The sequence below is a fragment of the Pseudalkalibacillus hwajinpoensis genome (assembly GCF_015234585.1).
Taxonomy (GTDB): Bacteria; Bacillota; Bacilli; order Bacillales; family Guptibacillaceae; genus Guptibacillus; species Guptibacillus hwajinpoensis_B.
Genome location: NZ_JADFCM010000008.1, coordinates 1,500,161 through 1,523,619, shown reverse-complemented (window position 1 = coordinate 1,523,619; position 23,459 = coordinate 1,500,161). Strand labels below are relative to the sequence as shown.

The window sequence follows — 23,459 nt, the reverse complement described above, 5'->3', positions numbered from 1 at the left end:
TACACCACTCCTTATTTAGTAAATGAAAATTGATTTACACTCATTTGTTTTTCTAGCGATTTTAGATCTTCTAAGGAAAGGTCTCCTGCTTTTTCTTGCAGTGCATTGGCTGTACCGGCAGCTGAGGCTCTTATTAATGATTTCTCAAAAGACTCTCCATTATAGAATCCAGATACTAATCCAGCAACAAAGGCATCGCCACTTCCTACAGGATTGACAACAGATAACGTAGGAATAGAAATTGAATAAATGCAATTGTCATAAGCAGCCATCGCTCCATCGCTTCCTCTAGAGACTGCCACAACGGAGACTCCTGTATAGCTTAATTCTATTAAAGCATTCATGATTTCATCATCGGTTTGCAACGGACGATTGGTGATTTCACTTAGCTCATCAATATTTGGTTTTATCATAAAGGGCTTCGCTTTCAGAGCTTCCTTAAGCGGTTGTCCACTCGTATCAACAATTGCTCTTGTACCATTCTGCTGAACAAGTTCAACAAGTTCTTGATAAGCCGTCGTTAAAAGCCCCTTAGGTAAGCTCCCAGATAGAATGACATAAGTGCTTTTATTGGCCAATTCCAATAGTTTTCGTTTAAATACGATCCATTCTCTTTCTAAAATGGTTGGACCTAACTCAAGAATTTCAGTTTGGTTTGTGAATTCATCAATGATATTTAGGCAAATACGTGATTCGCCTTCAATCATTACAAAATCGGAATGAATTCCTTTTTCATCTGCTAACCGTTTAATGAATTGACCATTTAACCCCCCCAAAAAACCTGTGGATACTGTATTTATATTTAAAATTTTCAGTATTTTTGAGACGTTAATGCCCTTACCTCCAGGTTCGCTTATGATTCTTTTCGTCCGATTTACTTCATTTATAGAAAAGCGATCCATATAGTACGTACGGTCAATCGCTGCATTTAACGTAACAGTAGTGATCATAGACTTAAGCGTAAGTTTGCTGACTTTGCAGCATTAAGATTTTTTTCTTCACAATTTCTTCAACAGCTTCTCGAGCAGGGACGAAATACTTTCTCGGATCATCTGTATGTGGATGATCATTCAAGTAATCTCGTAATCTAGCCACGAATTCAACCTTTAATTCAGTCGAGAAGTTCACTTTACTTACGCCATATTGAAGCGATTCACGAACTTTTTCTTCTGGTACACCAGAGGCGCCGTGCATAACAATTGGCCGTCCTGTCGATTCGGAAATTTTTTGTACAAGCTCAAAATTAAGCCTTGGTTCCTTTTTATATAAGCCATGTGCTGTTCCAAAAGCAGGGGCAAACGAATCGATATCCGTTCGTGCGACAAAATCTTTTGCGAGGTCTGGATCTGTCAATTGAGCGTCCTGTTCGTCTACACTAAGATCGTCTTCAACGCCTCCAATGGTTCCGAGTTCAGCTTCTACGGGGACATTAACATAGTGAGCAGCTTCCACAACCTTTTGGACGAGCGCTACGTTCTCTTCATATTGTAATTTTGATCCGTCAATCATGACTGACGTGTAACCTGCCCGCAAACATTGTAGAACCGTTTTGAAACTATCACCGTGGTCTAAATGCAATGCAATTGGAATCGAGGTTTTCTCAGCTACCGAATTCACCATATTTTTAATGTTTTCGATTCCCACATATTTAATTGTTCCTGGTGTCGTTTGAAAGATAACCGGTGTATCGATCTTCTCAGCACCTGAAATAACCGCTTTCATAATTTCCAGATTATGAACAGCAAAGGCCCCAATCGCATAATGATTTTTGTACGCATCATCGAGTAACGGCTTACTAGAAACTAATGGCATTCAATCATCTCCTTAAAGTGATTCGACCAGTCAACGGGTTGTTGGGTCAAGTTGAGCTGTACCTTGGCAACATAACGTCACCAGGTCTTTAATGGTATTGTACTGTTATTAGGTTGTTGGGTCAACCTGTTCTTTAATTAAATTAATTCTGTGTAGAAACGACAGCGATCTCCTCTTACGATAGAATGACAAAATTCCACGGGTTTTCCTGATCGATCATAGGCTGTTCTTTCTAACAACAAGGCGGGGTAACCTTCTTTTACTTGGAGATATTCACTTTCATAATCTCTTATGAGGACAGGTTCAAACACCTCTTTTGCTTTTGTAACGATAATACCAAAATCACTTTCCATTACATCATATAAGGAGGTATTCATCACATGCTCCTGCTTAATACCAGGTATGAGGTATTGAGGTATATAAGATGTTTCAAGAATAACAGGCTCGTCATTAGCGCAGCGTAACCTCTTTAATTCGATTAGAGTATCTCCTTCATCAACCATTAACTTACTTGCGACTCGAGGTGAAGCAGTCGTTTCATTCATATGCAAAATAATATCTGTTGGTGCCATGCCCATTTCTTTCATCACTTTACTAAAGCTATAAAAGCCCATAAGTGGCTGCTCGAGCTTCGGCTGCGAAACAAAAGTCCCCTTCCCTTGAATTCGATTCAAGACGCCAATTTGGACGAGGTCTTCAATCGCTTTTTTAGCTGTGTTACGGCTAATATTATAGTCAGCCCTCAACTCGTTTTCAGATGGAATTTTATCGCCAGGAGCCCAGTCACCTCGTTCAATATTCTCCTTTAATATCTCCTTTAATTGGTGATAGAGAGGAATAACACTATGCTGATCTAATTCTCTTTTCATAATATCCCCCATTTCTTTTGTGTATAGTTGTATCTACCTCATTCATTTTGTACCTTAATATTCATTGTGGTTTCAAAGTGAATTTTTCTTTATTCTATCATATTAATCAAGTAAGAGAGTAAAGTCGAGCTTCGACTTTACTCTCTTTAGTAATTGTTTTCATATACAGGTTCGTCAGTCAGTTTCAATGAACTCTGAACGAATCGAGAAACCTTTTCTCATTAGCTTTCTAGCATAAGTTAAATGAAGCATCATTGCTTCTGAAGCCCCACTTGGATCTTCACAAAGTATCATTTCCATAATTAACTCATGTTGCTGATTTGTGTCTTGAATGCGTTCCAGGTCTGTTGCGATTAAGCAATGGAAATGATCCATTGACTTGCTTATCTTTGCAGACAGTGATTGGAACAACTCTAGTAAAATAGGGTTGCCCGAAGCTTTTGCAACGGCCAAGTGAAATTGATAGTCCTGAATGCTCTTATCCCTATAACGCTCACTTCGTTCTAGAAGTTCAAGCGTATGACTCATTGTTAGGAGGTCTTGCTCTGTTCGATTAACCGCTGCCAGTTTGACCAACGTTGTTTCTAACATTACAAGTGTTTGGAATAATGATTCCAAATTCTCATGTTGAGGCATCGGCATATATTGGAAATACCGTTTCGGTGTATAGCCTGTAACAATAGCTCCTTCTTCTGCCAATAAATCAATAACCCCTCTTCCACTCAGCGTTTTTAATGCAGCTAATATAGTGGGTCGTGAAACACCAAAAAACTGCGAGAGTTCCAAAACGGAGGGGATTTTATCTCCTTTATTATATTTCCTTTCTTTCAATAAACCTAATAGTTGTTTCTCAACTTTTTGGGATAATTCTTCTGAAGAAATGCGTCTAAGTTTCATTGTAAAACCCCCTATACGTAATAGCACAGTAGACGAGGTGGGTTGAAAGCATATCTGTATTTTAGTACTTATTATGTAAGTCAAAGCAAAAGCAGCCTGTGGGCTACTTTTGCAACAAAAATTACTTATTTGAATAAACTTTTGCTTTCGCTTCTTTTCGTCGACTATGAAGTATTGGTTCAGTATAACCAGATGGTTGATTAAAGCCTTTAAAGACAAGGTCACATGCAGCCTGAAACGCAATCGACTTTTCAAAGTTATCAGCCATTGCATGATAAGCCGGGTCACCTGCGTTCTGCTTATCAACTACTTTTGCCATTCGTTTCATTGTTTCTAGAACCTGTTCCTTGGAACAAATTCCGTGATGAAGCCAGTTGGCCATATGCTGACTAGAAATTCGAAGCGTTGCTCGGTCTTCCATAAGTTCAATATTATGGATATCTGGCACTTTAGAACAGCCTACCCCATGTTCGATCCATCGAACAACGTATCCAAGGATACCTTGAGCATTATTATTGAGTTCTTTCTCAATTTCTTTGTCGCTCCACTTCTTCTCTGTATTAACTGGAATTTCTAAAAGATCATTTAAATAATTTGCTGTCCTTTTCTCCAGTTCATGTTGGATATCCCTTACATTTGTTTGATGGTAATGTAAGGCGTGAAGGGTTGCAGCTGTTGGAGAGGGTACCCAAGCTGTACTCGCACCAGCTTGAAGCTGTGTACCTTTTTGTGCAATCATATCACCCATAAGATCTGGCATAGCCCACATGCCTTTTCCAATCTGTGCGACTCCTCTAAAACCTGTGTTTAAACCATGAGCCACATTTGCTTTTTCATAACTTTGAAGCCAGGTCGCGTTTTTCATTTGGCCTTTCGGTATAACAGCTCCAGCTTCCATCGACGTATGGATCTCATCACCCGTTCGATCAAGGAAGCCGGTGTTAATAAATACGACGCGTTCTTTTACTTCGTTTATACAGTTTTTAAGGTTAAGGGTAGTACGTCGTTCTTCATCCATCACGCCAATTTTGATTGTATAACGCTCTAATTCAAGTAAATCTTCTGTTCGATTGAATAGTTCATTAGCAAATGCAACTTCCTTTGATCCATGCATTTTAGGCTTTACAATATAGATGGACCCTTCGGAAGAGTTTTGGTATCGACCATTTCTATTCAGGTCATGCTTTGCGATTAATCCAGTAATCACGGCATCGATAATTCCTTCAGGTACCTCATTTCCTGATTGATCAAGAACCGCATCCGTTGTCATTAAATGGCCAACATTTCGAGCAAACATCAAGGATCGACCAGGAAGAGAAAGTATCTTTCCATCAGGTGATGTATACTCGCGATCAGGATTCAACGATCGAACAATTTTCTTAGAATCTTTAGAAAAAGATGTTTGTAAATCACCTTTCATTAAGCCAAGAAAATTCCGATAGACGAGGACTTTGTCTTCTGCATCAACAGCTGCAACAGAGTCTTCAAAGTCCATTATCGTTGTAATAGCAGATTCAACAAAAACATCTTTAATTCCTGCTTCATCTGTTTTACCGATTGGATGAGATCGATCAATTTGAATTTCAAGGTGGATTTGATTGTTTTTCAATAAAATGACTTTAGGGTTTTCTTCACTACCTAGATATCCTACAAATTGCTCTCTTTTCATTAAAACGCTTTCATCATTGTCAGTAAAGTGTACCTTAAGCATCCCTTGCTGTATAGTAAATCGTTTAATGTCTGAGTAACTTCTTTCCTTTAGTGGCACGACCGAATCTAGGAAACGCTTTGCATAAGTTATCACTTTTTCACCACGGATTGGGTTATATTCTGTATTCTTTGATGCTTCGTTATCTTCTGAAATAACGTCAGTTCCATACAATGCATCATAAAGACTTCCCCACCTTGCATTCGCTGCATTAATCGCATACCGAGCGTTATTGACGGGGACAACTAGCTGAGGACCAGCTTGAATGGCAATTTCCTCATCTACCGATTGAGTGCTAATTTTAACATCATTTATTTCTTCTTCAAGATATTCGATATCCTTAAGAAACGTTTTATAGCTTTCTAGGTCACTAGCTCGATTGTTCAGGTGATAAGCATTGATTTTTTGTTGTAGGTCTTCTCGAACTTGTAGAAGCTGTTTATTGATAGGTGACAGTTCAGTGATCATGTCACCAAGGCCACTCCAAAACTGTTTAGAAGAAGTGCCAGTTCCAGGAATAACATCTTCATTAATAAATTCATAGAGTTCCGTTGCAACATGCAAAGTACCAATTGACTTATAATTTTCCATTACCTGTCCCCCTCATAAGCTTGACAGAACCTTATATGGTGCTGTTCATTCGTTATATCTTATCTTATAATAAAGTAAGCTATTTATATAATACATATATCGCATATTAGGTATGCTTTCAGGTTATAATTCAAAATTTTCAAAATCTATATTGGCTATATTTTTGATTTTCTACTTTGGCTCTTTCAAATGGCATCGTCTTCATAGATCAGAAATAAGCCAATAAAACAGCGTTCACTAACATAGCCTTTGAAAAAATCTCTGTGTGGAGGTATTTTGATGGAAATCCGTCATTTGGAATATTTTTCTGAAGTCGCTAGACAATTAAGTTTCACAAAAGCTGCTACTAGTCTTCACGTGTCCCAACCTTCTATTAGTAAAGCCATTAAAAATATGGAAGCTGAACTTGGAGTGCCGCTCTTCTATCGATCAAAGCAATTGGAATTAACCGATGCGGGTCACGCTGTCCTTATTAATGCGCATCACGTACTAAGTGCTTTTCGTAATCTAACAACAGAATTAACCGACCTCACAGAGCTTAAAAAGGGTGAAATTAAAATAGGTATTCCTCCTATTATCGGGGCTGCGTTTTTTTCAAAGTTAATTAGTCAGTTTAAGGCGAAATATCCTTTTGTTGAAATTCTATTAACTGAAGTGGGATCAAAATCGATAAAGCAAGGGATTGAGGATGGATCACTCGATATTGGCCTAATTTGCAATACCCCATTAAAAAACAGTTATTTGGAAACGGTTCAAGTTATTTCTGATCCATTGATGGTAGTTGTTCACAATGAACATCATTTAACGGAATCTACTGAAATCGATATAACGGATCTTGCATCAGAGCCATTTATTTTATTTCGTGATGATTTTTCGTTACATGATCGAATTGTAGAAGAATGCTCGAAACAGGGGTTTCATCCGAATGTCGTTTGCCACAGTTCGCAGAAAGATTTTATGATCGAGATGGTAGAAGCAAAGCTTGGCCTTGCCCTTCTACCTAGTAAAATCGCTCTTTCTATTCCAAACGATTCCATTACGTCAATTAGGCTTCGTCACTCAAACCTTCGCCTTGAACTTGGGCTGATTTGGAAAAAGAATAAATACTTGCCTTATGCGGTTAAAGAATTTATTAACCTCGCAGACTCCTTTGTAGTGAAGTGAGTTGAATCCTTCAGAGCAGGTGGTATTGTAACTTAGAAAATGCTTCTATGATTCTACAAATTGAAAAGAGCTGATGAAGGACTTCTTCATCAGCTCTTTTCTTATTCTTCTATAATCTCCCAATCATGCTCGAAAGCAACACAGCCTTTGAGCGTTTGTGCAACAGGACAACCACGTTCAAAAACATGGAGTGCTCTTTCTGCAGCTTCTCTTTTCCCTTCTGGTATGATTAATTTATAATGACATTTTATTTTAGTGATTTTTAGAACACCCTCAGGCGCTTCGATCAATCCTTCGAATTGACCAGATAGTTTGTTAGGAAAACTAGGTATTTGGCGCGCCTCCAGCGCACCGGATAATGTCCCTGTTAGTCAGCCGCCTGCAGCAGCAACAATGTGATCAAGGGTTGACGGTTGTTCCACTTCAGGTGAAGCTTGATAAAAATCTTTCACGCCACCATGTACACCGTAGTGAATCGGTTCTTTAAAATCCGCAATATATGCACGACGGTTTTTATCTTTATCTTGTTCAATACGAATATTTGATATTTCGATTGGTTTGGCCATCGTTAGAACTCCTTTCGGTTATTAATAAGCCCCTCGAATCATTTCATGCACTTCTTGTTGATAGAAGCTAGCAAGCTTCTCCATTTCTTCCCTGGAAAAGTTAGGGACCTCTGTGGCTTTGAGGTTTTGTTCTACTTGTTGGATGTTTTTAAAACCAGGGATAACACAAGAGACTTCTTTATGTTCAAGAATCCATTTTAGCGCAGCAGTCGTCATACTCTCTCGATCGCGAGCAATCCAACTAATTTCATCGCTTAGCTCTACACCTTTTTCAAATTCAAGTCCCGCAAACGTTTCGCCTACATTAAAAGCTTCTCCATTCCGATTAAAGTTTCGGTGATCGTCATCTTCAAAGGAAGCGTTTTTCTTGAATTTCCCAGTTAATAAACCACTGGCCAGCGGCACGCGCGTAAGAATGCCAACGCCTTGTTCATACGCTTTTGGGAAAAGTTGCTCTAACGGCTTTTGCCTAAATATATTAAAAATAACCTGCAGGGTACTTACGCCAGGATACTTAAGACATAATAGTCCTTCCTCAACTGTTTCAACACTTACACCATAATATCGTATTTTACCTTCATCTTTCAGTTTGTCCAATACTTCAAATACCTGACCATCCTTAAGGATCTCCATTGGTGGACAATGAATTTGAAAAAGATCAATTTGATCTCGTTCTAAGCGCCTTAAGCTTGCTTCACAATAAGCACGAACAGTTTCTTCTGAATAGTTGGCAGAATCATAAATGTCTCCTGCACGACAAAATTTCGTTGCGATGTGAATTTTATCTTCCATTCCTTTAGTTGCTTTAGCAAGAAGTTCTTCACTATGTCCGTCTCCATATACATCCGCTGTATCAAAGAAATTCACGCCAGCACGTATAGCATATTGAAGAGAATTGAGAGCTTCTTTGTCATTCGTTTTCCCCCATGCTCCACCTATTGCCCACGTTCCAAAGCTAACTTCACTTACTTGCAAGTCTGTTTGACCTAACTGTCGATATTTCATTCTTTCGCCTCCATTAACTCGAGTTAACATTACATGGTAATTTCCCTTTTAATGGAGGTTTAAACCGCTTTCAAATTTGTTTTTGAATGTAACGTTCTCTTGATGAAGTTGCTCTTTAGCTTGAGCATTCAATGATTGGAACGAAATTGTAAGACGTTTCCAATCATTTATACTCCATTCGTATGCCACTCTTCTCACTTCCAAAAAAGGACGGGGGTCGGCCCCGTCTCTCTGTTATTTTGTGATTTTTTTATAGTGACTTAGTGCATTTCTAACTTTCCCAAATTCAGATGCATGAGGTCGATCTTCTCCTACTGAATAGCCCTCATCTACCATGCGATTTCGATTAAGGCAAAGCTTAGTGAATGTAGGTTTGAAGAAATCAAATAGCTTATAACGCTCTTCTAGATGTGGGAACCTTGCTTGATACGATAGAATTGATTCCGCTAGTTTCTCCCAGAAATTCTGTTCTTCCATTAATTCACCGTTTGCTAAAATGTTCGATAAATAACGGAGGTGACAGATGAATAAGCCTGTAAATATAAATTGGGTCAGTCCCTCAGGTGGTTCACTCCGGAGCACATCTTTTAACTCATCTGTAAGATAATTAAGTTCCTCGAATGGTTGATCACTAATATTGACATCATCTACGAAATCTTTAATTGCAAGGCGTGATGGTTTGGAATCTTTTAGAACGAGAATAGTGTTTTGGCCGTGAGGAGAAAAGACTGTTCCATATTGGTACAAATAATGAAGCAATGGCTTCATAGTGACATCAAAAAATTGCGTCATCCATTCTTCTGTAGACATTCCAGATTTCTCAATCAAGCTTTTTATATAGGGCTTCCCATTATGGTCTTCGTATAGAAGTGCTGCTAAAGTAATCGCCTGTTCACCTTCCTCGAGATAAGTATAGATACTTTCTCTAAAAATTACGCCAAGCATTTCTTTGTATTGATATGGGGCATTCTCCAATTGATTATAATAGGAATGGTTCACATTAATACTCGCAATTTCACCTGGTAAAATCACTCTACATTCATCTTTTAAAAAGGAGTCTTTTTCATAGATGCCTTTAATGAATTCAGTGATTTTCGGGGCAATAAGAGTACGTTCTGCTGGTAATCCTCTATATACAAGTGTATTTAGTATGCTCATCGGTAATTTAACATGATGCTTGTTTGGATTGGATTTGTTAACAAACGTCCGAATGGATTGTTGAGGGAGATAGCGATCACTGGATTGACCAAGTGGTATGATCGTTTGATTAGCAATCTCCTCTGTAAAATTCTGAATCAAAACGTTTTTCCACTGCCACTCATGGACAGGCATCATGAAGTATTGACTAGGATCATCAGTCTTTTCTTCTAATATATTCTGGAATTTAGAACGATCCTGTTCATTTAATTCATAGTTTACTAGTTTTTCGAAGGTAAGTTCCTCAATAGATTGAAAAGAGCTAATTTGTCGACTAACGCCAATCCAGGAAAGTGTTACTTCGTTTTGGTGTTCAGGAGCATATGCTAAATAATCATCATACCCGAACCCAATTCTTCCTTTATTATACGTGATCCATGGATGTCCAGTCATGTAGCCTTCAAGATTAGCGTAGTCTTCAGTAATCAATTTGTCTGATGAAACTCGCTTATTTAACAGATGTACATCTGCAATGAGAGTTTGACTAATTTCCTTTATTAAATGCGCTGTTGTTTCCGATGACATGCCTATTAAGGGTTTGATATCAAGGAGGAAGCCAACGGCACTCCCTTCTACCTCATTCCCATTTTCTAGAATGCGAATCGATTTCCAGTCAACATCATAGCTATCAAATTGGCGGGCAATCGCATGGAATGTGTATGATTTCTTGTCTGAAACTCGAAGATCATAGATGGTATAGCTATCTTTCTCTTGAACGAGTTGAGGTGAGATCATATCTTCGTACATAAATTCTGAAATCATTTTTGCTAAGAGTTTTGTATTAACAAGTGTCCAGTTTTGTTTAGTAAGAACAGTATCTAGTTCGTTTTGAGAATACATACGTTCACCACTTTCCTTCTAGTTTGTTGTAAGAGCAGGTTGTTTGGCGATTCCAAAAGATTGAAAAACGTTATGTGACTGCACGGGGTATTCTTCTCTATTGGAGATTTGATTGATGATGACAGCATTTCGGTGTGCTCCGAGACCAAGGTCGGGCGCACCAACTCCGTGAGTGTGTAGCTCTCCGTTTTGAATGAATATATTGTTCTGATTGGAATCTTTCGTCATTAAGCGGTAATCTTTCGTAATCGTCGGGCGGCCATTCTCGTCCCTAAGTAAAAAAGATTCGGGTAAGAAAGTTGGAACGGTCTGTTTATATCCAGTACCAAGCACAATGAATTCAGATTCGAAATCAAATGGTTCGTTTGTAATCGTGTGGCGTCCCTTGCCTAAACAAACCTCCCCTTTCATCTCTAGTTGATTTACCTCACTCATAGCCTGTAAGTGTAAGGGGGAGCGTTGATTCCCAATAGATTGTTCATATAATACGTCATAGATTTCTGAAATCGTTTCTGCACTAATCCCTTTGTAAAGTAAGTCTTGTTTTTCAATCACTTTGTCTTTTTTTTCTTGCGGAAGATCGTAAAAGAATTCGGTGTAATCTGGTGAAAAATATTCAAGTCCTAGTTTGGAGTACTCCATTGGGAAAAAACCGTTTGATCTTGTGTACCAGCTAAGATGGTAGTCATAATGCTCCTGTTCTTTTGCTAGATCTAAAAAAATCTCAGCTGCACTTTGGCCTGATCCAATAACTGAAATGGATTTTCCTTGTAAAGCCGTTGGTTTCTTCTCCATGAATTCTGATGAATGAAAAACGGTCTCTCCAAGCGCAGGTTTAAAATGTTCTGGTACTGCAGGTACTGAGCCTATTCCCATGACCAGATGCCTGGCCAAGAACGTGGAGGTTTCTAGAGTGTTCACATTCTGGACGTGAACAGCATAAATGAATTCTCCCTCGGATGCTTCATAAGATGAAACTTCAGTGACTTCATATCCAAATCGGCATGAATTTAGTTGATGACTCACCCATTTACAGTAGTGATTGTATTCCTTTCTCGGAATATGAAACTTTTCTAAAAAATAAAAGTGATACATACGACCATGAACCTGCAGGTAGTTAAGAAAACTATATTTGTTTTTAACGTCAGCCATGCTTACAAGATCCGCGAAAAATGGCACTTGCAATGTGGTTCCTACGATGAGCATACCTGGATGCCAATCAAATTCTTTTTTACGGTCAAATAGAAGAATATCCAAATCGTCCATTTCATCTGTTAAAGCAGCTAGACCTAAATTAAATGGTCCAATACCGATACCAATTGCATCGTAGACGTATTCAGGCATTTCCCCACTTCCTTTCAAACTGCTTCCGCTCACAAATCATTAATAAGCCTGTTTTATCCGGTAGATCAATTGGTTTTTGTGGAGTGAATCCACACTTCTCAAATATATGAATCATTTTTTTATTACGTATATCTGGTTCTGCTACGATTCTCTCTGTCCGCTTCTCTTTCAATTGCATAGAAACCATTGCACGTAGAAGGTGAAGGGAATATCCTAGTCCTAAATAGTCTGTATGACCGATCAAGAGATGGATGCCTTGGTCATATGGCTTGTTCTCATAAGATCCTTCAATGATATCTTCCTTTACCCAATAAGCTTCCCAGTAGCTCATTGGCACCTCATTGATAAAACCTAGATAAAGCGTCTGGTGTGTATCTTTTAGTGCCTTTTGTAAATGATTTCGAAATGAGTTAATCGGTATATTTAATTGCCAGAATGGATGCACATGCTCTTCGTTCATCCAAGAGTGAATCATCTCGACATCGCGTTTGAAGCTCACTTTAGCAAAAGAGATCGTTTTTTGTAGTTTTTGATCGAATACATCAAAATCCATTGCCATGTCTAACTGTAACCTCCTGAGCGATCGGATTTCGGACCATCGTATACACTGATTGTGTAGCCATTGATCCAATAAGCTCATCCATATCATAGAAACGTGTTAAGAGATTCGCTTTACAAGGAAGAACAGGCTCCTCAAGTAAACTTTTAATGAGAGGTGATGACTGTCTAGCTAAATAATGAGAGAGTCGTTCTCTCAGTATGGTCACAAGGTGTTTTTCTTCAATTAATCCGTTTACACCAAATGCGTTGATTAATCCGAATAAGTTGTTAAAAAAGAAATAATAGCGAAAGCGTTCATTTGCTACGTCATCGGAACAAATTGTATCGCTCTTCTCATTCAAATTAGGCAGGAGCATCGCTAGTTCTTCAGACTTGGACTCACTGAAATAATATCCTTGATTGTCTCGATAATAGAATGTAGATGGATACCCTTCCTTAAGCTTAACAACAGCATTCTGCTGGTGTGCTTCTAGTGCAATGCCATAATGTTGATGAAGCCAAAGCATCGGATCAAGTGATATGTCGAGATAACGATCGAACCACTCGACACTCACTTCTTCTATCGCACGTCCCTCTCTTCTAGCAATAGCAGTAATGATGGAATAAATTCGTGACCTGCCACCGTATGCATGATCCTGACATAGTGCTGCTACGAGGCTTGTATTTTCGCTCTTTTCGTAGAAAGGATTCTCTCTAATCATCACGGCGAATTCAGATTCAAGATTAGGAATGTTGATATTGAGATAAGCTGGATCCTGGATAATTTTAAAGTCAGGATAATTATTTGCTAATTTTTCACCTAATTGTGTTTGTAAGAGTCTAGAAACCTCTACGCCACGATCTAGCTCTTTCTGTTGATTTAGTCGTAGTGAATTTGTGATTTTTACCGGAACTGAAAACTTAAACATGAATCTAGTTAAAGAGCTGTACACAGTTCTAAAAGAAGATGTAGCTGTATACATGCGCCCAACTGGTCCTAGATAATCAAGCGTTCCTTTTTGAATGTGTTTAAGCACTTCTGCTTTTTTTAGAAGAGAGTTTACTTGAAGAGGGTGCACTGGTATTAGAACACGCTCTTTAAATTGATGAATCCATTCTTGATCTACTGCACCGTCTATTAACTCTTCTTTAATAAGCTCGCTTGCTTGTAGATGCAAACTGGAATCTTCATTGATAATCGAAGGGTGAACACTAAAATAGTGAAGCTGAAATTCACCTTTTAGTTCTGGAGAAAACAATTCATCTTCCTCTTGTGTTAACCCTTGTTTGCTTTTCGGCGTCGGATGCATTAAGTGACCAAAAAGTAAAGACTGTTCTGCTTCAATGTAATCAAAATCTTCATCCGTTAATTTTCCTCTGTCTTCGAATCGCTTTCCAATGTAAGTTGTCATGCTTTGACAACTCAACATTACTCGCAGAACCAATTCATCTTCTGCATACTTTCGGTTTTGGTCAATTAGTAGTTCCTTTACAATCAGTGTTGTTAATGTCACATAGTCAAGAGTATGAAAAGTACCATTTAATGACCGGTAATATAATGGGAACTGATAAATATGCCTCTCTGTTAAGGACCAATAAGAAACGGGGATGATCATCTCTATTCCCTGATTTATTAGTAGGCAGGAAATGAATTTCTGAGATAAGGTTGTAGATAAATCTTCAGGTTTTTGTATTTCTGAGTAGTTTCCTGTTTCACGTAAATAACAATTCAGAAAGCTTTGCATAGTCGCCTGTTCTGCGACTTTTTTAGCACTGATCACGTATGTTCCCTCCATTTCCTTCCGAGTGTACGAATGTCATCCACGATCTCTTGGATGTGCTTCATTTTTGTTCTAGGGTTTAGTATGGTGAACTTCAAGAAGGTTTGGCCATTAACAGAAGTTTTGGCTATGGCCGCTCTGCCCTCATACAACAATTCTTGCTGTATTTTTCGATTTAATTTGCATCGATCGGTACTGAAATCTTGAGGTTCATAACGAAAGATAACAGTGTTGAGTTCTGGAGAAAGGTTTTCAACTTTAATATCATCCTGACTCGAAAGGTATTCCGCAGTTGTTTGAGCAAGGATAAAAGTATGATCAATCATTTCTCCAAACAGGTTTGTACCTATCGTTTTTAATGAAAGAAAGAGCTTAAAGGCGTCAAGTCTTCTGGAAGTTAAAATCGATTTGTTCACCAGGTTGGGAATCCCCTCTTCTACATCCTCTAGTGGATTTAAATAATCAGCATGTTGAATTAAAAACCGGAACGATTCTTTGTTCTTCACAAGGAAAGCCCCACATGAAATGGGCTGATAAAATAGCTTATGAAAATCGACTGTGAGCGAATCGGCATAACAAATTCCTTTTAACTTTGACTTATGAGATTTGGAAAGAATAAGCGCGCCTCCAAAAGCTGCATCCACATGAAACCATAAATCTTCCTCATGAGCGATTGCCGCTAGTTCATCTAACGGATCTATGCTTCCGAAATCAGTGGTCCCACAAGTTCCAACGAGTGCAAAAGGAACAAGGTGTTGAGCTTTTAATTCAGCTAATTGGTACTGTAAATGCGATACCGACATTCTGTGATGTTTGTCTGTTTTAACTTTTATTACTGCTTTTTCTCCCAATCCAAGCTGTACAGCTGATTTTTGTACAGTAAAATGAGCCTCCTCTGAGCAAAGAATCCTTAATTTATGAAACTCATCTGGTAATCCATCTTTCTGAACATTTTGCCCCCATAATCTTAAACAACATGCATCTCTAGCTAGAAGAAGACCAGTGTAGTTCGATTGTGTCCCTCCACTTGTAAAAGTTCCGTCAGCATTTGATGAATAACCGAATTGATCTGCGAGCCACTTAATCATTCCCTCTTCAAGGTACGTAGCAGAAGGACTTTGATCCCATGAATCAAGTGATTGATTGAACACACTTATTGCGAGTTCAGCAGCTATGGCAGGTATAAGCGGTGGGCATTGCAAATGAGCCAGGCTTTTTTCATGAGAAATTTGCAGGTTATTTTTGAATAGAGGAGCCTTAAGCTCGTTTAGTAATGCAGTAAAATCTTGATTTGAGCTGGGAAAATCGAAAAGTTCTTCAACTTCCTTTTCAATCGTTTGTGGCTCCTTTCCGGTGAACGGCGCATTTTCTTTACGAAAAGTCTCGCAAATTATGTTCGTCATTTCGTGCATTTGTTCCCGGAAAGCTTCTTGTCCTTTCTCACTGTTGTTAAGGAAAAGGGAATCATACATTTTCTCTTTTGAAATATCAGGAGGATTCTTTTCAACTGCATTTATCATAAACTTTTAACAGCAGCGTTAACTGCTTCCTCAAAAATGCTGAGTACTTCTAAAACTTGTTCATTCGTTATTATCAGTGGCGGGAGGAACCTTACTACACTTCCGTTACGACCTCCAACTTCTAATATCAATCCTCTGTCAAAGCATTCTCTCTGAATTCTGCTAGCTAACACAGGTTGAGAAGGATAGCTTCCTGATGAAGACTGGGGCTGTGTAGGATCAACTATTTCAACACCGATCATTAGCCCTCTCCCCCTTACGTCTCCAATTTCTCGGAAATTCATCTGAAGCTTTTGTAAGGCAGAAAGCATTTTTTCCCCCATCGTTGCTGCATGAACATCAAGTCTCTGTTCTTTAATAAATTTCAATAAGGCGGTTCCGGCTGCCATTGCCATTTGATTTCCTCTGAATGTACCAATGTGAGCACCAGGCTCCCACTTATCGAGTTCACGATCGTAAATAACAACCGAAAGTGGGAGACTGCCGCCAATTGCTTTAGAAAGGACAATGACATCTGGTACGATCCCTGCATGTTCGAATGCGAACATTTTTCCTGTTCGTCCTATTCCCGTTTGGATTTCATCAATAATAAGGGGAATACCTCGCTCGCTTGTTATTCTTCTCATTTCCTGTAGCCATTCGATAGGTGCAGGTACGGAACCACCTTCGCCTTGAACAACTTCTAGAATCATAGCGGCCGGGGGTAAAATGCCGCTCTCCGGATCATCTAATAGATTTTCAATATAAGTACTAGAAATTTTGTGTCCTTCGCTTTCCTTCATACCAAATGGACAACGATACGAATACGGGTATGGCATGAAATGAGTATCTGGCATTAAACCTTGGACGTTTTTTTTGGGACCGAGATTACCACTAATCGCCATTGTTCCATGTGTTGAACCGTGGTATCCTCCTTGAAACGTAAGGATACTACTTCTCCTTGTCGCAGTTTTCACTAATTTTAAGGCGGCTTCTATCGCATCGCCTCCTGTTGGTCCACAAAATTGTATTTTGGCACGCTCTGCGAAATCTCCGGGTAAATTTGAAAATATTTCATTCACGAACTCTTCTTTTATTGGTGTTGTAATATCTAACGTATGTAAAGGCCTTTTATCATGAAGGACTTTCTGCATGGCTTCTATAGTAACGGGATGGTTATGACCAAGAGCTAAAGTACCAGCACCAGCTAAGCAATCATAATATCGCTTTCCTTCCATGTCAGTAACAAAAATCCCTTCTGCCTCATTAATGGCAATTGGTATTCTTCTTGGATAAGATCTTGCATTGGACTCTCTTTTCATTTGTTGGTCGAGTAGTGTTTGATTTGAAGTTAATTCTTGAATCATCATGTTGAGAACTCCTTTACTAATTGATAATGATTTTCATTATCTTACACTATTCATGATAAGTGAGAATGATTATCATAGTCAATGATACTTGAGAACCATTATCACTTAAAGATAAAGTCGGTTTTGCTAGGTAGATCGGTTGGTTTTAATCCCTAATAATGGAAAGAGGATTGTGGGAGTCCCTCCTTCTTTGGTGGTCTAAATTAGACGATTGACTTTGGTCACAATGCAAATCAAACGAATAGGATAAAAGTATGAAAAGGAGCGTGTTTAGTATTGGAGGTGTACGGAGAATTCCTCATTCTTTCGGGAGCGTGGATCCAGACGATAGGTGCAGCTATTGCCTCTATTGGGAATACAATTGTTGCATCAAATGAAGCGGACTCACTTATGGAGGATATCGGAGGAGATCTTTATGTAATTGGGAATGGCGTCGAAGCAACGGGGAACTCTCTTCAAGCTATCGGAAGAAGCAGCTTGACTTCTAATGAGAATGAAACGTTTGGAACGCTCGGAGCATGGTTACAGTCTGCTGGTAATATTGCAAATGTTCTTGGTGGATCAGGAATTGTAACGGGGACTGATGAAGAAGCGCTGAATATTGACATTATGGGAGATATTATTCAATCAGCTGGAGCTGCTTTCGAAGCAAAAAGCTCGAGTATAAGTGAAGCCTTCTATGCAGAGCTCATCACAACCGGGCAAACGATTCAATCGTTTGCCATTGCTATTGAAGCTATTGGGCTTCTGTATGTGAAGAATGGAAATAAGAAGATGGGACAACAGATTCTTGCCATTGGAAGTTATGGTCAAACTGCAGGGGCAGCCATTGCAGCCATTGGTTTCACAAAAGAGTATTATGAACATTGAGCGATCTGTTAAATGAGATTAAAAGGATTTATAACGTGCGCTCATTGATTTCAAATGCCGCTCTAACACCAGATTCAACTGCTCCTTCAATCCACCCGTGGAAATCTGATGTGTGCTCACCTGCAAAGTGAACTCTTCCTTCAGGTTTTTTTACGATGCTTTCAAATTCGGTAATTTGATTCGGTTTAAAGAGTGTAAAGCAACCTCCTGAGAATTGATTTTGACTCCAGCTAAATGATGCGCTCGTCAAGTACTCATCAAATACTTTAGGTCCATGTATTTTTGCAAGATCTTCGAGGGATTGTGTGATTTTTTGATCATCATTTAAGCTATTCCATAACATCGCGTTATCTTCCCAGCTATAACTTGCTAGTAAGACTCCAGCTCCTGGCTCATTACCTGTGCGACTAGGTGTATACGTATAGCGATTAGGAAAATCCGAAATGGTATTTGCACCATTCAACCCTTCTTTTTCCCAAAATCGGTCTTTAAATTCAATCCCAATTTTAATAGAAGCTACATAATGCAACTCACGGATCGCTTTCCATTTATCAAATGAAAAAGAACGGTACGGATAAACTTCTATAAATTGAAACACTGAAAAAGGCACAGTCATAAGAACATAATCGCTGTTAAACTTTTCAATAATTCCTGTTTGTTGATTCCTCGTCTGAATTTGAACACTTTGTGGTCTTTGAATAAGGCGGTGTACTTTTTGATTTAACAAGAGATTCTCTTCTAGCTCAGGTAGAAAAGACCGAGGCAATTGATCATTTCCACCAGTAATTTCGTTAAATTCCATGTCAGTATTAAAAACAGTATTTACGATATCGGTTAGAATGTCGATAAAGGATAGTTCCGAAAATCCTTCAATGCCTAAAAGTACTTTAACCATTCGAACAGCATTTGGAGATAGCGAAGGACCAATGGGATTGAAGCGAAGAAAATTCTCCATTGAATACTGATCAAATTTTTTACGAATGAATTTCTTTTGTTGAGCGTCACCTTCTTTATAAAGCAGTAAAAATGGATTAACTGCTGATAAAAATAATTCCGTAGCGGTTTTTCCTTTTTCGTGAGGTTCAACGGGAAATTGAAGTATATCAGGGTCTGCTTCGTATTTTTCTCTTGTAGTTCTAACTCCATTAGCATAAATGATATCTCTTGGAGAGGAATTCACGAAGCGATTCATTTTAAGTTGAAATCTTCTGATATATTCATACGTTAATTTGTGAGTTGTAGGAATACGCATAGCGCCAACATCAAGATAATTATCATCTGTAAATGGTTTTCTAAGAGTGTAAATCCTCCCGCCAACACGATCGTTACCTTCTAGAATGGTAACTCGATGACCGGCCTTCTTTAACAAGGATGCTGATACTAGTCCTGCAACGCCAGCTCCCACAACAATAACGTTCGTTGGTGAAGACGATTTTTTCAATCCATTCTTAATGATATTAAGCATCTCGTTAGGGTATTGAGGCGTAGTGAATTCTCGAGACATCACCATCATCCTTTTTTCACTAACATATTAGTTACATTTAAAAACTATACGAACTAGTTTTTAACATCACTATTGCCTATAACTCCTTCGCCATGAGAAAATTTTTAAGTTGGATACCGTTTTTTTCAACTAGCTGACTTTTTACTAGTGAAAATCCTTGCTCTCTAAAAAACGGAACTGCCGTTATGCTTGCTTCCGTATGAAGCTGTTCCATATTGTTCAAACGTGCGGTCTGTTGCACTTTTTCTAAGAGCTCGGAAGCGATTCCTTTTCTTTGGTAGTCTTTATGAACATATAAACGGTCAAGCAGTCCTGAAGAGGTTAAATCGCAAAATCCTACGATCTGTTTGTCTAAGGTAGCAACATAAGTGAAGTTTCGTTCGAATTCCTCTCCCCATGATGCATGACGCCTATTAAGTTCAGTTTTATTAGCCCAGGCATTTACCTGTATGTTTGTATAGTCTCTCCGGTTAATAGAATGAACAGTGTCATAAAAAAGATCAATCATTTCTATTAAATCGTTTTCTTTAAAAGGCCTGATATGCATGCCATTCCCCTTCCGTGATTCTCTTTCTTTTTATTATAGAACCCAAGTGCAAACAACGCATCAAAAAAGACGGCAGATGCCGCCTCCGATAAGAGTCTATCCGTTCATACTTTCTACCATCATGGCCATGCCCTGTCCACCGCCAACGCATAATGTTGCGATTCCAAAGCGTTCGTTTCTCTTCTTCATTTCATATATCAAAGAGGTGAGAATGCGAGCACCTGTAGCACCGAGCGGATGACCTAATGCTATAGCTCCTCCATTTACGTTTACCTTGCTCATGTCTAATTCAAGTTCTCGAATAACAGCGAGTGCCTGAGCAGCAAAGGCTTCATTGAGCTCTATTAAACCGATCTCCTCGAGCGTTTTCCCTGTGCGTTCTAAAAGCTTCCGAACGGCTGAAATTGGTCCGATTCCCATTATCTCAGGAGAAACCCCAGAAGTAGCCCAATCAACGATTCTAGCAATGGGTTGAAGCTCTAATTCTTTTGCTTTCATTTCAGTCATCACAAGCATGGCAACAGCTCCATCATTCCTTCCGCAAGAATTGCCAGCTGTCACCGTTCCGTTCTCTTTAAATACTGATTTTAATTTGCCAAGTTTCTCAATTGTTGTGCCTGGACGAGGATGTTCATCTTGATCGACAAGATTCGTTTGACGACGATTTTGAATTTCGACCGGAACAATTTCATCTCTAAATTTACCCTTTTCAATCGCTTCTGCTGCTCGTCGCTGACTTTCTGCTGCAAAAGCATCTTGTTCATCCCGCGATATCTTGTAACGTTCGGCTACGTTTTCTGCTGTAATACCCATGCCAAGATGAGAACCATATTGTTCAACAGGCTGTTGTCCAGCTTCTGAATTAGAATCAACTAATTGCGTTTTGTCTCCTCCGAAACGGCTATTTCTTAAATAAATGGGAGCCTGACTTAAACTCTCTGTTCCGCCTGCGATCAGAATAGAGGCCTGCTTTGATTGAATTTGTTGGACTGCTGAGGCGACAGACTGCATACCTGATGCGCAAAGTCGATTGATTGTAAATGCAGGAGAGGTTTCAGGAATGCCAGCACGTAATGAAGCGACTCTCGCTACATTAGATGATTCGGTTGTTTGTCTTACTTCTCCTAAAATGACTTCTTCTACTAAGTGCGGGGGGAGACCTGATCGAGCTAGTGTTTCTTGTATGGCATAGGTAGCTAACTTTCCAGAGTTTAGATTTTTAAAGACACCACCGTAGCGTCCTACTGGTGTACGAACTGGTTCTACGATAACGATGTTTTCCACTCCTTTTTACCTCCTCATTTGTATTCTTTACGTAGTTGACCTGCAATGATGTTTTTCTGAATTTCTGATGTACCTTCATAAATACGGGTGATCCGAGCGTCACGGAAAAATCGCTCAATCGGATAATCTGAAATGTAACCGAGCCCCCCGTGAATTTGTAGCGCCTTGTCGGCGATTCTATTGTATACTTCAGATCCATACAGCTTTAACATTGCCGCTTCCTTAATGACCTTTTTTCCTTCTTCAACCATCCATGCTACACGATAAGTAAAAGATCGAAGTGCTTCAATTTCAACTCCCATTTCAGCAACCATATGTGCAATAGCTTGGTGTTCAATGATCGGCACGTCAAATTGGATGCGCTCCTCCACGTAAGACATGCATAAGTCTAATAGCTTTTGGGAAGATCCAAGATTACGAGCAGCGAGGCCTGCACGACCATTTGCCAAAATTTTTAATGCATTAACATACCCTTCTCCTACTGTTCCAAGAACATTTTCCTCTGGCACTTCACAATGATCAAAGATAAGCTCAGCTGAATGTGACCCTTTTAACCCCATTTTTTCTTCCACTGCACCAACTTGAAAGCCAGGGAAATCTTTTTCAACGATAAAGGATGTAATCCCCTTCGCACCTTGTGAAGGATCTGTTACAGCCATAACGGTAAAAACGCTCGCTTCTGTCGCGTTAGTAATGTAATGCTTCGTACCGTTTAGAATATATTTATTACCTTGTTTGAAGGCTGTCGTTTTCAAGTTAGAGGCATTTGATCCTGCAGATGGCTCAGTAAGAGCAAAGGCTCCTATCATGTTTCCTCGTGCCATTTCGGGTAAATAATATTCCCTTTGTTTGGTATTACCGAGTTCAACAATTCCAACCGAACCAATTCCCGTATGTGCTCCAATTAAAGTAGTAAACCCGTTATGCGTTTTACCTAATTCTTCATATAGAGCGCATTTTCCAACCATTCCAATTCCAAGCCCTCCATATTCTTCTGGAATACTAAGACCAAATAGACCTAATTCTTTTGACATTTCGATAATGTGTTCTGGTATTTGATTTTCACGCTCAATGGTCATGGCTACTTTTTCTACTTCGTTTTCTACAAAGTTTCGGACAGTCGTTTTTAAATATTCGATGTCTTGATCGAGCTGAAAGTCCAATCTTAACCCTTCTTTCTATTAATATGTATAAAAGCCTCTTCCGCTTTTTCGGCCAAGTCTTCCTGCCTTTACGTACTTTGTTAAAATGGGACAGGGGCGATATTTTTCACCTAGCGTTTTGTATAAGTACTCCATATTGCGTAGTCGAGTATCAAGACCAACAAGATCAGCTAGTTCAAGAGGCCCCATTGGATGATTTAGACCAAGTTTCATGGCTTTATCAATGTCTTCGGGTGTAGCTACACCTTCCATCACCATATTCATCGCTTCGTTGCCAATTAGACAATTCATACGACTAACTGCAAAGCCTGGAAACTCATTGATTCTTACGCATTCTTTTCCAATGGTTTCTCCAAACCGCATCGCTTTATCAATGGTATCTTCAGATGTTTCCAGCCCACAAATGACTTCAATGAGCTTCATCTTTGGTACCGGATTGAAAAAATGAAGAGCAAGACATTGATCAGGGCGCATGGTTTGTGCGGCAATTTCGGTTGGACTCATTGTCGAAGTGTTTGTTGCAAGAATAGCGTGAGCTGGAGCAAACTCATCAAGTTGTTTAAAAATGCTTGTTTTTAATTCCATTACCTCAAGGACTGCTTCGATCACAAGATCACAATCGTAGACGGCTTCTTTCAATTCGTTTGTGAATTGTATTCCTTCGAATCTTTTTGTTGCTTGCTCTCTTGTTATTTTCTCTTTCTTGACCAAACGTTCAAATTGGTCTTTTACATAGATCTGTGCTTGCTTCAAAGCCTCGTCACTAACATCATGCATTTTCACTGAAACCCCTGCAGCTGCAGCTGAGAAAGCAATCCCTTTTCCCATTGTACCTGCCCCAACAACAGCAATTTTCGTCATCGTCATTTCTCGTCCTCCTAAAAAACATATAAATGAAATCGCTTACA

At 39.1% G+C, this 23,459-nt stretch carries 21 protein-coding genes; 2 read left to right on the top strand and 19 right to left on the bottom strand.

The window, feature by feature from the left end:
* Positions 1-11: 11 nt before the first annotated feature.
* The 5 genes from pfkB to IQ283_RS19445 all read right to left on the bottom strand — a co-directional run bounded on the left by pfkB (position 12) and on the right by IQ283_RS19445 (position 5,877).
* Positions 12-950, bottom strand: coding sequence for a 1-phosphofructokinase (pfkB, locus tag IQ283_RS19465; RefSeq protein ID WP_194221722.1), 939 nt, complete (start codon positions 948-950; stop codon positions 12-14).
* Between the two features lie 4 nt (positions 951-954).
* Positions 955-1,812 (bottom strand): class II fructose-1,6-bisphosphate aldolase, encoded by an 858-nt coding sequence (gene fba / locus IQ283_RS19460; protein ID WP_194221721.1) that lies wholly within the window; start codon positions 1,810-1,812, stop codon positions 955-957.
* 137 nt (positions 1,813-1,949) lie between these two features.
* A complete protein-coding gene (locus IQ283_RS19455; RefSeq protein WP_194221720.1) occupies positions 1,950-2,681 on the bottom strand; it encodes a GntR family transcriptional regulator in 732 nt (243 codons plus the stop codon).
* 174 nt (positions 2,682-2,855) lie between these two features.
* Positions 2,856-3,578 carry a FadR/GntR family transcriptional regulator gene (locus tag IQ283_RS19450; protein ID WP_194221719.1) on the bottom strand — a complete coding sequence of 241 codons (723 nt, stop codon included), beginning with the start codon at positions 3,576-3,578 and terminating at the stop codon, positions 2,856-2,858.
* A gap of 121 nt (positions 3,579-3,699) precedes the next feature.
* On the bottom strand, positions 3,700-5,877 hold the full coding sequence (locus tag IQ283_RS19445; protein ID WP_194221718.1) for a malate synthase G: 2,178 nt from the start codon (positions 5,875-5,877) through the stop codon (positions 3,700-3,702).
* Between the two features lie 279 nt (positions 5,878-6,156).
* Between IQ283_RS19445 and IQ283_RS19440 the strand changes: the two genes are divergently transcribed.
* The gene (locus IQ283_RS19440) at positions 6,157-7,041 is read left to right on the top strand and encodes a LysR family transcriptional regulator (RefSeq protein WP_194221717.1); all 885 of its coding nucleotides are present in this window, start codon (positions 6,157-6,159) and stop codon (positions 7,039-7,041) included.
* Between the two features lie 101 nt (positions 7,042-7,142).
* On the opposite strand, the gene IQ283_RS24435 is transcribed toward IQ283_RS19440, so the two are convergent.
* From IQ283_RS24435 to IQ283_RS19395, 9 genes are all read right to left on the bottom strand, one after another.
* The gene (locus IQ283_RS24435) at positions 7,143-7,388 is read right to left on the bottom strand and encodes an OsmC family protein (protein ID WP_194222312.1); all 246 of its coding nucleotides are present in this window, start codon (positions 7,386-7,388) and stop codon (positions 7,143-7,145) included.
* 24 nt (positions 7,389-7,412) lie between these two features.
* Positions 7,413-7,607: a hypothetical protein gene (locus IQ283_RS19430; RefSeq protein WP_194221716.1), complete on the bottom strand. Its 195-nt coding sequence runs from the start codon at positions 7,605-7,607 to the stop codon at positions 7,413-7,415.
* A gap of 21 nt (positions 7,608-7,628) precedes the next feature.
* Positions 7,629-8,612, bottom strand: a complete 984-nt coding sequence (locus IQ283_RS19425) for an aldo/keto reductase (RefSeq protein WP_194221715.1) — start codon at positions 8,610-8,612, stop codon at positions 7,629-7,631.
* 234 nt (positions 8,613-8,846) lie between these two features.
* Complete coding sequence (locus IQ283_RS19420) at positions 8,847-10,649, bottom strand: IucA/IucC family protein (RefSeq protein ID WP_194221714.1); 1,803 nt, start codon at positions 10,647-10,649, stop codon at positions 8,847-8,849.
* Positions 10,650-10,667: 18 nt separating this feature from the next.
* Positions 10,668-11,993 (bottom strand): lysine N(6)-hydroxylase/L-ornithine N(5)-oxygenase family protein, encoded by a 1,326-nt coding sequence (locus IQ283_RS19415; protein ID WP_194221713.1) that lies wholly within the window; start codon positions 11,991-11,993, stop codon positions 10,668-10,670.
* Positions 11,986-12,552, bottom strand: coding sequence for a GNAT family N-acetyltransferase (locus tag IQ283_RS19410; protein WP_194221712.1), 567 nt, complete (start codon positions 12,550-12,552; stop codon positions 11,986-11,988). The genes IQ283_RS19415 and IQ283_RS19410 overlap by 8 nt, the downstream gene beginning before the upstream one ends.
* Positions 12,536-14,314 carry an IucA/IucC family protein gene (locus IQ283_RS19405; protein WP_194221711.1) on the bottom strand — a complete coding sequence of 593 codons (1,779 nt, stop codon included), beginning with the start codon at positions 14,312-14,314 and terminating at the stop codon, positions 12,536-12,538. Before IQ283_RS19405 ends, IQ283_RS19410 begins: the two co-directional genes overlap by 17 nt.
* Positions 14,311-15,834, bottom strand: coding sequence for a pyridoxal phosphate-dependent decarboxylase family protein (locus IQ283_RS19400; protein WP_194221710.1), 1,524 nt, complete (start codon positions 15,832-15,834; stop codon positions 14,311-14,313). Before IQ283_RS19400 ends, IQ283_RS19405 begins: the two co-directional genes overlap by 4 nt.
* Entirely contained in the window at positions 15,831-17,183 is a 1,353-nt protein-coding gene (locus tag IQ283_RS19395; RefSeq protein ID WP_194221709.1) for an aspartate aminotransferase family protein, read from the bottom strand. The genes IQ283_RS19400 and IQ283_RS19395 overlap by 4 nt, the downstream gene beginning before the upstream one ends.
* 282 nt (positions 17,184-17,465) lie before the next feature.
* Here IQ283_RS19395 and IQ283_RS19390 point away from each other — a divergent pair, with 282 nt between their 5' ends.
* Positions 17,466-18,053, top strand: coding sequence for a DUF6944 family repetitive protein (locus tag IQ283_RS19390; protein WP_408962620.1), 588 nt, complete (start codon positions 17,466-17,468; stop codon positions 18,051-18,053).
* Positions 18,054-18,081: 28 nt separating this feature from the next.
* Here the strand turns inward: IQ283_RS19390 and IQ283_RS19385 are convergent, their stop codons facing one another.
* The 5 genes from IQ283_RS19385 to IQ283_RS19365 all read right to left on the bottom strand — a co-directional run bounded on the left by IQ283_RS19385 (position 18,082) and on the right by IQ283_RS19365 (position 23,418).
* A complete protein-coding gene (locus tag IQ283_RS19385) occupies positions 18,082-19,557 on the bottom strand; it encodes a flavin monoamine oxidase family protein (protein ID WP_242057394.1) in 1,476 nt (491 codons plus the stop codon).
* Between the two features lie 76 nt (positions 19,558-19,633).
* On the bottom strand, positions 19,634-20,104 hold the full coding sequence (locus tag IQ283_RS19380) for a GNAT family N-acetyltransferase (RefSeq protein WP_194221706.1): 471 nt from the start codon (positions 20,102-20,104) through the stop codon (positions 19,634-19,636).
* A 96-nt stretch (positions 20,105-20,200) separates the two neighbouring features.
* Positions 20,201-21,388 carry a thiolase family protein gene (locus IQ283_RS19375; RefSeq protein WP_194221705.1) on the bottom strand — a complete coding sequence of 396 codons (1,188 nt, stop codon included), beginning with the start codon at positions 21,386-21,388 and terminating at the stop codon, positions 20,201-20,203.
* Between the two features lie 14 nt (positions 21,389-21,402).
* Positions 21,403-22,551, bottom strand: coding sequence for an acyl-CoA dehydrogenase family protein (locus IQ283_RS19370; RefSeq protein WP_194221704.1), 1,149 nt, complete (start codon positions 22,549-22,551; stop codon positions 21,403-21,405).
* 18 nt (positions 22,552-22,569) lie between these two features.
* Entirely contained in the window at positions 22,570-23,418 is an 849-nt protein-coding gene (locus IQ283_RS19365; protein ID WP_194221703.1) for a 3-hydroxyacyl-CoA dehydrogenase family protein, read from the bottom strand.
* Between the last annotated feature and the right edge of the window lie 41 nt (positions 23,419-23,459).